We start from the raw sequence: 12468 nt of genomic DNA, 5'->3' as shown, positions 1-12468 counted from the left end.
TCCCCCACCGGGGTGCGGCCGGGGAGCAGGTCCCCTCCGGGGGGCGGGGCTCCGGGGGCGCGGGCCCCTCCGGAGGCGCGGGTCCTTCCCGGGGGTCAGGCCCCCCACCGGTGTGCGGCCGGGAGACAGGTCCCCTCCGGGCGCTTCCCGGGGGTACGGGTCCCCCTCCGGCGTGCGGCCGGGAGACAGGTCCCCTCCGGGGGTGTGAACGGGGGACGGGGCCTCCTTCGGCGTGCGGCCGGGAGACAGGTCCCCTCCGGGGGCGTGAACAGGGGACGGGGCCCCCTTCGGACGGCCTCCTGCGGGAGCGCGGACGGGGAGCGGGCCCCCGCCCGGCCGGGCACCACCCGGGCGCGGCGCTCCGGCCCCGGCGACGGTCCGGCCCCGGCCGTCGTGGCCGGGGCCGGACCGTCGCGGCCGGGTGGTGCCCGGCCGGGCGGGCCGCCGGTCAGCCGCCCCGGCCCCCGTTCCCGTCCGGGGTCCGACCGCCCTCCGCGCCGCCGTCACCGCTCCCGTACTCCGCCCCGTCGGCGCCGGTCCCGGCTGCGCCGGCGTCGGCCGCCTCCGCCGGTACCCGGAAGCCGTGGATCACCGGGTGGCGGGTGCCGCCGGTCCGGCGGCGCGGCGTCGTGCGGGCCAGCTCCTCGTCCAGCGCCATGGCGGCGGAGATCAGGGAGAGGTGGGTGAACGCCTGCGGGAAGTTGCCGAGCTGCTCGCCCGAGGGGCCGATCTCCTCGGCGAACAGGCCGACGTGGTTGGCGTAGGTGAGCATCTTGTCGAAGGCGTGCCGTGCCTGGAGCAGCCGTCCGGACCGGGCGAGCGCCTCGACGTAGAAGAAGCTGCACAGGTTGAACGTGCCCTCGGAGCCGCGCAGTCCGTCGGGCGAGGCGGCGGGGTCGTACCGGTAGACCAGGCTGTCGCTGACCAGTTCCTGGTCCATGGCGTCGAGGGTGGTGATCCAGTCCGGGTCGTGCGGGGACAGGAAGCCGACGCGCGGCATGAGCAGCAGCGAGGCGTCCAGCACGTCGGTGTCGAAGTGCTGCACGAAGGCCTTCCGTTTCTCGTGCCAGCCGCGCTCGACGATCTGCCGGAAGACCGTGTCCCGGATCTCCCGCCAGCGCTCCACGTCGGCCGGACGGGAGAAGCGGGTGGCCGCCCGGATGCCCCGGTCGAACGCCACCCACGTCATCAGCCGGCTGTAGGTGAAGTTCTGCCGGCCTCCGCGGGTCTCCCAGATGCCCTCGTCCGCCCGGTCCCAGTGGTCGGCCAGCCAGTCCAGGACGTCGCGCAGCGCCTTCCAGCCGCGCACCGCGCCGATGTCCCCGCCGACCAGCAGGGCTTCGCATGCCTCGCCGTAGATGTCGAGCTGGAGCTGGTCGGCCGCCGCGTTGCCGGCCCGTACCGGCCGTGATCCCCGGTAGCCCTCCCAGTGGTCGAGGACCTCCTCGGTCAGATGGGGGTCGCCGTCCACCCGGTACATGATCTGCAGCGGGTCGCCCGAGGCGGTGCCGCCGGCCTCCACCCGGTCGCGCAGCCAGCGGCGGAAGGCGTACGCCTCCGCCTCGAAGCCCAGGTCGATCAGGGCGCCGACGGACAGCGAGGCGTCCCGGATCCAGGTGTAGCGGTAGTCCCAGTTGCGCTCGCCGCCGACCTGTTCGGGCAGGCCCATGGTGGCCGCCGCGACGGGGGCGCCGCTGGGCGCGTAGGTGAGCAGCTTCAGGGTGATCGCCGAGCGGTTCACCATGTCCTGCCAGCGTCCGCGGTAGGTGCAGGAGCGCAGCCAGTTCTGCCAGAAGCCGCGGCACTGCTCCAGGTCCTCGGCGACGGCCTGCAGGGACGGGGCGGGCGGGGCCGCCGCGCCCTGGGCCGTGCTGGTCAGGACGACGGCGGCCGCCTCTCCCGCGTGCAGGATGAACCGTGCGGTGAGGTCGTCGCCGTCGGCCCGCAGCGGGATCCCGGTCGTGGTCTGGACGTGGAGGTCGAGACCCGGCCCGTGCTGGACCGCCGTGTGGTGGTCGGTGAGGGCGAGGGTGTGCCGGGCGCGCCCGTAGTCGAAGCGCGGTCGGCAGCCGAAGGCGAACGGCAGGCTGCCGCGCACCACCCGGACGACCCTGATCAGGCGGTGCCGGTCGGAGGGCGTCGGGGAGTCGAGGGGCTCCATGAAGTCGGCGACCTCGCCGACCCCGCCGGGTCCCATGAACCGGGTGATCAGCAGCGCCGTGTCGGACAGGTAGAGCTGCCGGACCGACATGCCGTCGCCGGGCGGGTGTTCCGCCGCCAGCCGGCAGTGGCCGCCCCGCTCGCTGTCCAGGAGCGAGCCGAAGACACTCGGTGAGTCGAAGCGGGGTGTGCACCACCAGTCGACGGTCCCGGCCGAGGAGACCAGGGCCGCCGTCTGGAGGTCGCCCACCATCCCGTGCTCCGCGATGGGCGGATACCGGTCCATGTGCTCTCCTTCGCCGTCCGTTACGGAGCCATGGCCGTGTCGTCGTCCCTCCGGACCACGCACAGGGCCCAGATGATGAAGCCGGAGACCGCGACCATCACGACGGACCACACCGGGTAGTACGGCAGGGAGAGGAAGTTGGCGATGATCACCAGCCCGGCGATGCCCACACCGGCGATCCGGGCCCACAGCGCGGGCTGGAACAGGCCGAAGCTGACGATCACCGCGATGACGCCGAGGGCCAGGTGGATCCAGCCCCAGCTGGTCAGGTCGAACTTGAACACGTAGTTCGGGGTGGTGACGAAGACGTCGTCCTGGGCGATCGCCATGATGCCCCGGAAGATCGACAGCAGCCCGGTGAGCAGGAGCATGACGCCTGCGAAGGCGGTCAGGCCGAAGGCCCACTGCTGTCCGGCGGACTCGGTCCGCGCGCGGGTGCGGTTCGTCGTGCTCATACGGCTCCCTCGATTCGTTGACGTGGGTGGTGCTCAGTGCGTGTGCGTGGACGACGTGGGTGACGCGGGCGAGGTGGGCGCCGTGCCCGGCTGCCGCGCCTGTCCGGCGCCGCTGAGGACCAGCTCCTTCGCCCTGCGGAACTCCTCGTCGGTGATGTCGCCGCGGGCCCTGATCTCGGAGAGCCTGGCGAGTTCGTCGACACTGCTGACCGGGCCCGAGCCCTGCGCGGCCTCACGGACGTAGGAGTCGAAGGCCTGCTGCTGCGCGCGCGCCTGCGCGATCTCCCGCTTCCCCATGCCCCGGCCGCGGGCGATGACGTAGACGAGGACGCCGAGGAACGGCACCAGGACGACGAAGACCAGCCAGCCGGCCTTGGCCCACCCGCTCATGTCGTCGTCGCGGAAGACGTCGAAGATGACGCGGAACAGCAGGATGAACCACAGGACCCAGAGGAAGAACCACAGCATCGTCCAGAAGGCGCTCAGCAGTGGATAGTCGTACGCGAGGTAGGTCGGTGCGCTCATTTCACTCCTCCGTTGCGGGGCTCCGGCCCGGCCGTGCGCCGCGGGCCGCGGCGCGTTCCGGCAGGCCGGTCTCTGCCGGTCCCAGCGTGCGCACGGCGGGTCGGCAGCGGCCTCACCCGAGGCGGGTGATCGTGGCGGCGCCGGGTCAGAACGGCGGGCCGGGCGCGTCGGCCGGGGCCGGTCCGGACTCCGGGTCCGGTGGGACGGCGGCACGGCGCAGCGCGGACCGCCAGGCGAAGGCGAGCACCAGCTCGACCAGGCCGAGCAGCACGAGCCACAGGCCGAGCAGCCGGGTCAGGGCCCGGGCCGACTCGGTGGGCAGGGCCAGCACCACGATCCCGGCGACGATGCCGAGCAGCGCGGTGCCCAGGACGACGGCACGGTGCGGCAGGTCCTCGGTGGTGATCGCCGCGTAGAGGGTGAGGATGCCGGACACCAGCCAGGTGAGGCCGACGATCAGCGACAGCGCGGCGACGGTCTGCAGCGGGTGGCGCAGGCAGAGCACGCCGGCCAGCACGAACAGCACGCCGACGGACACGGCCGCGAGGCGTTCGCCGTGTCCCTCCCGGCCGAAGGCCGTGACGAACCGGAACGCGCCGGCGAGCAGCAGGTAGAGGCCGATGACGACGGCCAGGACGTGCAGCGTCTCGTCGGGCCAGACGAGGATCAGCACCCCGGGTACGAGCGTGACGACGGCCGACCCCAGGATCCAGGTCCACGAGCGGGCGACGGCGGCCACGGGGTCCCCGGGGCCGGTGCCCGGCCCCGGGGACTGGTACGGCGGTCCGGTACGCGGTGCCGGACCACGCGACTCGGTCATGGCTCCTCCTCGCGTGATCGAACGGGCCGCTCCGGACCGCCGGCGGGGGCGGCGTGTGCGGACCCCTCACCCGCACAGCGTCGCGCGCTCCCGGGGTGCGGCGGGTCACCCCCCACGGGTGATCCCTCCGGCCGCCCGTGGCGGTGGGGTTGCTGCGGGGGCGGTCCGCGGCCCGCCCGCCCCCGTGCGGGCCGGGTCCCCCGGCGACCGGCGGGCCGCCGGACAGGAGCGTGCATGATGACCGCACCGAGTGCCCTCACCGTCGCCTCACCGGTGGCCGACCGGGTGGCCTACGGCCGGAACGCCCGTACCCGGGTGCCGCGTTCGGGTCACGCGGAGTTCGCGCCCGCGCCCCGGCGCCCCGACGTGGTCGAGGTGCTGGAGCGTCAGTCGGCCACCCGGCTGCCGGAGTTGGTGCCCGTCCGCTACGCCCGCATGCTCGAATCCCCCTTCCGCTTCTACCGGGGGGCGGCCGCGGTGATGGCGGCGGACCTCGGCGCCCTGCCCGACACCGGGCTGCGGGTCCAACTGTGCGGGGACGCCCATCTGTTGAACTTCCGGCTGCTGGCCTCACCGGAGCGCCGCCTGGTCTTCGACCTCAACGACTTCGACGAGACGTTCCCGGGTCCCTTCGAGTGGGACGTCAAGCGGCTCGCGGCCAGCTTCGTCATCGCGGCGCGCGCCAACGGGTTCCCGGCCGCGGAGCAGGACGGGGCGGTGCGCGCGTGCGTGCGTGCGTACCGGGAACGGATGCGGGAGTTCGCCGGCGCCCGGGTGCTCGACGTCTGGTACGCCCAGGACTCCGCCGACCGGATGCGGGAGCTGCTGGCCTCCTCGATGGGCCGGGCGGCCCGCCGCCGTACGGCCGAGGCGACGGCGCGCGCCCGGTCCCGCACCCACGTGGAGGCGTACGCCAAGCTGACCCGGCTCACCTCCGCGGGCCGGCGGATCGCGGCGGACCCGCCGCTGATCGTGCCGCTGCGAGACCTGCGCGAGCTGCGCGACGGCCTTCCGGCCGGGGGGAACGGGGAGCACCGCGGGTACGGCGCGGAAGCCGAGGACAAGGAGCTGCGGACGGTGCTGGAAGGGTACGCCCGGTCGCTGCCCGCGGACCGTCGGCATCTGCTGCGCCACTACCGTCCGGTGGACGCGGCGCGCAAGGTGGTGGGCGTGGGCAGCGTCGGCACCCGCTGCTGGATCCTGCTCCTGCTCGGGCGGGACGACGACGATCCGCTGCTGCTGCAGGCCAAGGAGGCGCAGGAGTCGGTCCTCGCGGCGCACACGGGCGGCGAGCGGTACGACAACCAGGGCCGCAGGGTGGTGACCGGGCAGCGGCTCATGCAGACCACCAGCGACATCTTCCTCGGCTGGACGCGCGTGGTGGGTTTGGACGGGCGGGGCCGGGACTTCTACGTGCGCCAGCTGCGCGACTGGAAGGGCATCGCCCGCCCGGACACCATGGACCCGGACCTGCTCCGTCTCTTCGCGCAGGTCTGCGGTGCCTCGCTGGCGCGGGCCCACGCCCGCTCCGGGGACCCGGTGGCCATCGCCGCCTACCTGGGGCGCGGCGACCGCTTCGACCGGGCGCTGACCCGGTTCGCACAGGCGTACGCCGACCAGAACGACCGCGACTTCGCGGCGCTCCGCGAGGCGGTACGGACGGGCCGGGTGGAGGCCGCCGGGCTGTGACGACGTAGCGGGGAAAGGGGGGAGGGGAGAGGGGGGAGCTTCCGGGAGGAGCCGTGCGGGCGGCGGCGGGCTCACTCCGGCAGTTGCCGCATCTCCACCACCCGCAGGCCCAGCGACTGGCAGCGGATCAGCAGGCCGTACAGGTGCGCCTCGTCGACGACGGGCCCGAACAGGACCGTCTGGCCGGACATCATGACGTGCTCCAGCTCCGGGAAGGCCCTGGTGAGGGTCTCCGACATGAGTCCATCGACGCGGATCTCGTAGCGCATGTCCCGTTCTCCCGCCGCGGGCCGGCTGCGGTCTCGTCTACGAGACTGCGCCGCGCCGGGGCGGCGGACCTCACCCGGCACAGGTGAACCGGCCGCGGGCCGCTCCCCGGGCCCGGGCGTCGGGGGTCACAGGATCCCGCGCTCGCGGGCCCGGCGGACCGCGTCGGCGCGCCGGTTCACGCCGAGCTTGCGGTAGACGCTCTTGAGGTGCGTCTTCACCGTGTTCACCGAGACGTACAGGTCGGCGGCGATCTCCTCGGTGGACATCATCTGCGCCAGCCGCCGCAGCACCTCGCGCTCGCGGCCGCTCAGCTCCTCGACGACCAGCGTCGCGGGCTCGGCGGCCGTGCCCGGTCCGGTGTGCGGCGCGGTGCCGTCGGGGGTGAGCCAGCCCGCGGCCAGGGCCTGGAGGGGCGGCGCGTCCAGCAGGTGGCGGATGCGCGGCCCGGCGTCGAGGAAGGGGCGGCGCAGGTGCTCGCGCCGTGCCTCCAGCAGGGCCCGGGCGAGCAGCTTGCGGGCGGTGGCCACGTCACCGGCCTCGTGGGCGGCCCGCGCGCGCACCAGCGCGGCCCGGACCGTCACCCCGGGGCCGGTGCGGGCACGCGGGTGCAGCCCGTCGAGCAGCCCGATCGCGGAGTCGCGGTCGCCGGCGGCGAGCCGGGCCCAGGCGATCTCCGCCACGAGGGCGGGCTCCCCGTCGCAGGACACGTCGTCGAGCACCTTCGCGGCGCTGTCCGGCCGGCCCTCGGCCAGGTGGGCGGCGGAGGCGGCCAGCGCGGTGTGGGCCTCGGCCCAGGGGGAGGCCACGAGGGCCGGTACGGCCGGGTCGGCCGCGGCCACCGCGGCCCCGGGCTCGCCGCGGGCCAGCAGCAGCCGGGCCGTGGCGAGGGACCGGCCGGCGGCGGTCACCGGGTCGGGCGGGCCGGTGCCGGGGCCGGGCGCCTCGTCCAGCAGGGTCTGGGCCTGCCCGAGGTCGTCCCGGTCCACGGCCACGGCCGCGAGCACCAGGTGCCCGAGCCCGGAACCCGGGGGATGGGTCAGCCCGAACTGCTCCGTCTCGCTGAGCGCCGCCCGCGCCTTGCGCTCGGCCCGGTCGAGCCAGCCGTTCAGGTAGTCGATCAGGGCCAGGTGCCCGAGGGAGTCCTCCCGGGGCAGCGCCGTGGAGGCTCCGCCGGGGCACTCGGCCGCCTCGGACAGGGCGGTGCTCGCCTCGTCGAGGCGGCCGGCCCACAGCCGGGTCGAGCCCAGGTGGGTGAGCAGCAGGGCGATGACCTCGGGGTGCTTGTCGAGGAGTTGGGCGGGCACCTCGCCGCGCAGTTCCTCGGCCGTGGCCAGGGCCGCCTCGGCCCGGCCCGGCGCACCGGTGAGCCGGGCCACCAGGGACTCCAGCAGGACGCAGCTGAGCCGCCCGGCCGCGTCGGGCGTCTGCGCGGCCATGCGTTCCTCGGCCCGGCGCAGATGGGCGAGGCCGCGGTCGACGTCGCGGTCGGACAGGTCGCGGGCCGCGCGCACCAGGTCCGCCGCCGCGCTGGTGACCTCGGGTCCCATGTGGGAGAACAGCTCGGCGAGGTCGTCCGCGCGCAGGCCGGTGAAGAGCTGGCCGATGGCGAGGTCGTCGACGAGGGCGCGGGCGGTGAAGTCCCAGTCGCCGGCGGCGGCGCCGTGCCCGAGGGCCTCGGGCAGACAGCCGGAGGCCCGCAGCCATCGGGCGGCCCGCCGGTGGAGTTCCGGTTCGAGCCCGGGCGAGCGGACCCGCAGGTGGGCCCGGAGGATCTCGCCGAACAGCGGGTGCAGCCGGTACCAGGAGTGCCCGAGGTCCTCCACGAAGGCGTTCTGGCCGTGCAGTTCGGCGAGGACGGACTCGACCCCGTCACGGCCGGTCAGCGCGGTCACCAGGCCGGGGCAGAAGCGCTCGACGACACTGACCCGCAGCAGCAGGTCCTGGGTGTGGGGCGGCTGCCGTTTGAGCACTTCGGCGAGGAGGAAGTCGGCGACCGTGCTGCGGCCCGCCTCGAAGTCCTTCAGGTAGCCCTCGGGGTCGGGGTCCTCCTGGGCGGCCATGGCGCACAGGCGCAGGCCGGCGGCCCAGCCCCGGGTGCGCTCCACCAGGGCGCGGGTGGCCTCGGCGCTGAGCCGCAGTCCGTGCAGGTCGAGGAACTCGGCCGCCTCCTCGGCGGTGAAGGCCAGTTCGGCGTCCCGGATCTCGGTCATGGTCCCGGCGGTCCGGTAGCGGTGCAGCGGCAGCAGCGGCTCGGTGCGGGTGACGAGGATCAGGCGCAGTCCCGCGCCGGCGTGCTGGAGGACGAACCCCAGCTGTTCCGCCGTGCCCGGGGTGGTCACCCGGTCGAACTCGTCGAGGACGAGCAGGGCGGGCCGTTCCAGGCCGCTCAGCTCGTCGGCGAGGCGGGCCAGCAGCCGGTGGTCGACGCGGTTGGCGTCGGCGGGGCAGCCGACCTCGGCGGACAGCGGTACGCAGGCGGCGCGCAGGGCCTGGAGCACATAGGCCCAGAACATCCCGCCGCCCTGGTCGCCGGCCTCGTTGGTGAACCAGGCGACCGGCTGTCCGAGCCCGGCGGCCCAGTCCGCGACCAGCAGGGTCTTGCCCGCCCCGGCCGAGCCGTTGACCATCGTCAGCGGTGTCCGAAGGGCACGGTCCAGATGGGCGGCGAGCCGCGGGCGGCGCAGGAAGGTCGCCGGCCGTACCGGCAGGGCGAACCGTGTCTGCAGGTACGGCTCTCCGAGCGGATCGACGTAAGCGACGGCCGGTTCCCGCGTCTCGTCGTGCTGTGCAACCACAGGTCACCACCCCTGTCCCTCGGGGCCATGGACGGCGCACTACTCGATCAGCATCGCTGATAACGGCCCGGTTCGCACAGGGACGGTCGGGCCACCTTTTCGCCCCATATGTTCCTCAGGTTCCGCAGGCCGCCCGGCACCGCTCGGCGGGGGCCCGCCCCAGCCCCCTGCCCGGAGCCGGTGTCAGACCCCGTCGCGGGGCGTGCCGGGTGCGGTCCGGCGGCCCGCGTCGAGCTGGGCGCGGCCACTGGCCGCCAGCAGGGCGAGCACGGCCAGGACGGCGAGCAGGACGAGGACCAGCAGCAGGACGGTGAGCACCGTCGGATGGTTCCAGAGCGCGAAGACCAGGGCGATGATCAGCAGGACGCCGAGGGTGGCGGCCCGGCGGTAGGCCAGCGCCCAGGCGCCGACGCGGCCGGTGGTGACGTGGTGGGCGGCGGCCCAGCGGGCGGCGGAGTCGGCGGTCTGGTCGGAGGCGCCCCGGACGGCGACCGGCAGCCGTCCCGGCCCGACGAAGTAGGCGCCCAGCGCGATGACCACACCGAGGACGATGCCCGTGCGCAGGCTGACCCGCAGGAAGCGCAGCAGGGTGTCGAAGACGGCCGAGGCCGCCGCCTTGGACTGCACCTGGGGCGGCAGGTGGTCGAGGTAGTAGTGGCGGGCCACGATCAGGGCGACGGCCACCACCAGGCAGGCGAAGGCGGCGCCGAGCGCGGTGCGCGCCAGGGCCCGGCGCCGCCGGTGGGCCAGGAAGACGCCGGCGACGCCGAGGAGGACGACGATCACCGGGAACCAGTTCCCGACGATGTCGAGGAGGCGTGCCGCCTTGCGGAACTTGGCGAGTTCGTCGGATTGGAACAGCACCAGCTGCTTGTTCACCTGGGGGATCTTGGCGGCGGGTTTCAGGCCCGCGTCGACCAGTTGCTGTTTGACCCGGTCGACGGCCGTCCCCACGTCCAGGGTGACCGTGCCGTCGCTGATGCCGACCGCGCCGCGGCCCTTGCCGGTCAGGGCGTGCACGACGGCGTTGTGGGCGGCGCGGTTGGCGTCGGTCCACACGGTCGCGAAGGCGTCGCTGTGCACCACTCGGGTGGCGATCCTGGTGACGGCCTGGTCCACGGCGGAGTCGATCTGCGGCCCCAGCCGGCTGAGCGCGTCGGCGGCGCGCGGCGGCAGGCCCTGGGACTGCAGCCAGGAGGCGATGTCCGAGGCGACCTGCGGACCGTTCACGTGGGCGCCGACGGCCTCGGTGATCCGGTGGACCGCCGCGTCCTGGACAGCGGGGTCGGTGGCCAGCGGCTCGACCGTCGCCACGTAGCGGTCGGTGTCGAGCGCGATGTCGTGCACCCAGGTGGCGAGCAGCGCGACGGGCACCAGGATGCAGGTCAGCACGATCAGCACGGCGGAGGCGGTGCTCCGCGCGGCCCGTCCGGCGGCCCCGCCCCCGTGCGGCCGTGCCCCGCCCGCGCCGGTACCGCCCCTCCCGCCGGGTGCCGTGGCGTCGCGTACGTCCGTGGCGTCGCGTTCTTCCGGGCCCGGGGACTCGGGGACGGGCGGCTCGGTCACGGGGGCCTCCGGCGCGGTCGGTGGCGGTACGACTCCCATTGCCTCAAGCCCCCGCCCGCCCCGCGCGCTGGACGGACCCGGACGGGCGACGCCGGGGTGTGCGCCGCCGCCGCGCCCGTCCGCCCGCGGCCGTCACGCGACGCCGTCCGAGATGTCGTCGGCGCGTCCGCTGCCTACCCTCGTGGTGTTCCGACCGGTTGGGGTCCCCCATGGTGCTCGACCTGCTGCTCATCGCCCTGGCGATCACGCTCGACCCGCTGCCCCTCATGGCCTTCGTGCTGGTGGTCGCGTCGACCGGCGGGGCGCGCAAGGGGCTGGTCTTCCTGCTGAGCTGGCTGGCCTGTCTGGTCCTGGTCATCGCCATCGTGCTGCTCCTGACCGGTGGCCAGCCGCCGCCCCCGAGGTCGCCGCCGTCCGCGGCCGCGCTCGGGGTGAAGCTGGCCGTCGGGGTGGCGCTCGTCGTCTACGGCGAGCACCGGCGCCGCCGGCTCGCCGCCCTGCGGGCAAGCGGCGGGGCCGCGCCGGAGCCGGGGGCGGAGCCCGCCCCGGGCGCTCCGTCCCCGGGCGCCGCGGCCGCCGGGGCGGACGGGGCGTCGTCCGCGAGCCTGACCACGGAGATGGACCGCACCACGGGCTGGGCCGCGGCCGGGCTCGCGGTGCTCCTGCAGCCCTGGGGCCTGGTCGCGGCGGGCGCGACGACGGTGGTGGAGGCGGACACGTCCCACCTCGCGAGCTGGTTCGCGCTGTTCGGGTTCTGCGTGCTCGCCACCGCGAGCCTGCTGGCCGTCGAGCTGTACGTGGTGTTCTCCCCGACGGCGGCGAGGGCGCGGCTGCTGGCGCTGCGCGCCTGGATGGAGCGGCACTCGGAGCAGGCGGTGGTGGCCCTCTGCCTGCTGCTGGGCTTCTGGCTGGTCGGCAAGAGCATCTACCAGCTGACCGGTTGACCCCGGCCCGGGACGGACGTGCGAGGCCCTGCGCCCCGTGCTGGAATGGCTCTGGAGGCCGACCGGGCGTGGGGCGCCGCCGGTGACACGGACCGTGCGGGACACGCGTGCGGCGGCCGTATCCGGCTCCCGAGGAGTGCTCATGGACGTCGAAGAAATGGGACCCGTCGACTACCTCGTCATCGAGTTCCCCGGCAACCGCATGACGGGCGAGGCGTTCCCGCTGCTGGTCGATCTCGCCGAGCGCGGCATCGTCCGGATCATCGACCTCGCCTTCGTCCGCAAGGAGACGGACGGCTCGGTCGTCGCGCTGGAGTTGCGGGACCTCGGCGACGAGATCGACCTGACCGTGTTCGAAGGGGCCTCGGCCGGGGTGCTGGACCAGTCGGACATCGACGAGGCCGGCACCGCGCTGGAGCCCGGCAACTCGGCCGCGGTGCTGGTGTACGAGAACCTGTGGGCCGCTCCCCTGGCCCGCGCGCTGCGGCGCAGCGGCGCCCAGCTCGTGGCGAGCGGGCGCATCCCCGTGCAGGCCCTGCTGGCGGCGCTGGACGCCACGGAGGAGACGGTGCCGCCCGGCGGCTCCGCGGCCGCCTGAACCCCGTGGGAGAGGACTGATCATGCCCGGACTGCTCAGGGGCGTCGCGCGTACCGCCGTCGTCGCCGGAACCGCCACCGCCGTGTCCAACCGCGTCTCCCGCCGGCAGGCGGGCCGCTGGGCGCAGCAGGACTACGCACAGCAGCAGCAGTACGACCAGCAGCAGTACGACCAGCAGCAGGCGTACGCCCAGCCGCAGGCGCCCGATCCCGCCGTGCCGCCGCCCCCGGCCGCCGACGAGATGACCGAGAAGATCGACCAGCTCAAGCAGCTCGCCGACCTGAAGGCGCAGGGGGTGCTGACCGAGGAGGAGTTCGCCGAGCAGAAGCGCAGGCTGCTCGGCTGACCGGCCGGGCGGCC

The 12468-nt window shown here is 74.8% G+C and carries 11 protein-coding genes; 4 read left to right on the top strand and 7 right to left on the bottom strand.

Annotation, left to right across the window (positions count from 1 at the left end; genetic code table 11):
• Nucleotides 1-448 precede the first annotated feature (448 nt).
• From B446_RS29695 to B446_RS29680, 4 genes are all read right to left on the bottom strand, one after another.
• The gene (locus B446_RS29695) at nt 449-2446 is read right to left on the bottom strand and encodes a glycoside hydrolase family 15 protein (protein WP_020943135.1); all 1998 of its coding nucleotides are present in this window, start codon (nt 2444-2446) and stop codon (nt 449-451) included.
• A gap of 20 nt (nt 2447-2466) precedes the next feature.
• The gene (locus B446_RS29690; protein WP_020943134.1) at nt 2467-2901 is read right to left on the bottom strand and encodes a DUF7144 family membrane protein; all 435 of its coding nucleotides are present in this window, start codon (nt 2899-2901) and stop codon (nt 2467-2469) included.
• 33 nt (nt 2902-2934) lie between these two features.
• A complete protein-coding gene (locus B446_RS29685) occupies nt 2935-3426 on the bottom strand; it encodes an SHOCT domain-containing protein (protein WP_020943133.1) in 492 nt (163 codons plus the stop codon).
• Between the two features lie 145 nt (nt 3427-3571).
• Nucleotides 3572-4246: an HdeD family acid-resistance protein gene (locus B446_RS29680; RefSeq protein WP_020943132.1), complete on the bottom strand. Its 675-nt coding sequence runs from the start codon at nt 4244-4246 to the stop codon at nt 3572-3574.
• A 237-nt stretch (nt 4247-4483) separates the two neighbouring features.
• Here B446_RS29680 and B446_RS29675 point away from each other — a divergent pair, with 237 nt between their 5' ends.
• The gene (locus B446_RS29675; protein WP_043479356.1) at nt 4484-5935 is read left to right on the top strand and encodes a DUF2252 domain-containing protein; all 1452 of its coding nucleotides are present in this window, start codon (nt 4484-4486) and stop codon (nt 5933-5935) included.
• Nucleotides 5936-6006: 71 nt separating this feature from the next.
• Here the strand turns inward: B446_RS29675 and B446_RS29670 are convergent, their stop codons facing one another.
• The 3 genes from B446_RS29670 to B446_RS29660 form a co-directional block, all read right to left on the bottom strand.
• Nucleotides 6007-6204, bottom strand: coding sequence for a hypothetical protein (locus B446_RS29670; RefSeq protein WP_020943130.1), 198 nt, complete (start codon nt 6202-6204; stop codon nt 6007-6009).
• 126 nt (nt 6205-6330) lie between these two features.
• Nucleotides 6331-9000, bottom strand: a complete 2670-nt coding sequence (locus B446_RS29665; protein ID WP_020943129.1) for a LuxR C-terminal-related transcriptional regulator — start codon at nt 8998-9000, stop codon at nt 6331-6333.
• Between the two features lie 183 nt (nt 9001-9183).
• Nucleotides 9184-10566, bottom strand: a complete 1383-nt coding sequence (locus B446_RS29660) for a hypothetical protein (protein ID WP_020943128.1) — start codon at nt 10564-10566, stop codon at nt 9184-9186.
• A 209-nt stretch (nt 10567-10775) separates the two neighbouring features.
• Between B446_RS29660 and B446_RS29655 the strand changes: the two genes are divergently transcribed.
• The 3 genes from B446_RS29655 to B446_RS29645 all read left to right on the top strand — a co-directional run bounded on the left by B446_RS29655 (nt 10776) and on the right by B446_RS29645 (nt 12454).
• A complete protein-coding gene (locus B446_RS29655; protein WP_020943127.1) occupies nt 10776-11510 on the top strand; it encodes a GAP family protein in 735 nt (244 codons plus the stop codon).
• 142 nt (nt 11511-11652) lie between these two features.
• Nucleotides 11653-12108: a DUF6325 family protein gene (locus B446_RS29650; RefSeq protein WP_020943126.1), complete on the top strand. Its 456-nt coding sequence runs from the start codon at nt 11653-11655 to the stop codon at nt 12106-12108.
• 22 nt (nt 12109-12130) lie between these two features.
• Nucleotides 12131-12454, top strand: a complete 324-nt coding sequence (locus B446_RS29645; protein WP_020943125.1) for an SHOCT domain-containing protein — start codon at nt 12131-12133, stop codon at nt 12452-12454.
• The last annotated feature ends 14 nt before the right edge of the window (nt 12455-12468 follow it).

The organism is Streptomyces collinus Tu 365 (assembly GCF_000444875.1).
GTDB lineage: Bacteria > Actinomycetota > Actinomycetes > Streptomycetales > Streptomycetaceae > Streptomyces > Streptomyces collinus_A.
This window is presented reverse-complemented; position numbering and strand designations above follow the sequence as displayed.

Bases quoted from the DNA above. Each gene is read 5' to 3' on its own strand.
- B446_RS29695 (WP_020943135.1), bottom strand. From the start codon at position 2,446: ATGGACCGGTATCCGCCCATCGCGGAGCACGGGATGGTGGGCGACCTC.
- B446_RS29690 (WP_020943134.1), bottom strand. From the start codon at position 2,901: ATGAGCACGACGAACCGCACCCGCGCGCGGACCGAGTCCGCCGGACAG.
- B446_RS29685 (WP_020943133.1), bottom strand. From the start codon at position 3,426: ATGAGCGCACCGACCTACCTCGCGTACGACTATCCACTGCTGAGCGCC.
- B446_RS29680 (WP_020943132.1), bottom strand. From the start codon at position 4,246: ATGACCGAGTCGCGTGGTCCGGCACCGCGTACCGGACCGCCGTACCAG.
- B446_RS29675 (WP_043479356.1), top strand. From the start codon at position 4,484: ATGACCGCACCGAGTGCCCTCACCGTCGCCTCACCGGTGGCCGACCGG.
- B446_RS29670 (WP_020943130.1), bottom strand. From the start codon at position 6,204: ATGCGCTACGAGATCCGCGTCGATGGACTCATGTCGGAGACCCTCACC.
- B446_RS29655 (WP_020943127.1), top strand. From the start codon at position 10,776: ATGGTGCTCGACCTGCTGCTCATCGCCCTGGCGATCACGCTCGACCCG.
- B446_RS29650 (WP_020943126.1), top strand. From the start codon at position 11,653: ATGGACGTCGAAGAAATGGGACCCGTCGACTACCTCGTCATCGAGTTC.
- B446_RS29645 (WP_020943125.1), top strand. From the start codon at position 12,131: ATGCCCGGACTGCTCAGGGGCGTCGCGCGTACCGCCGTCGTCGCCGGA.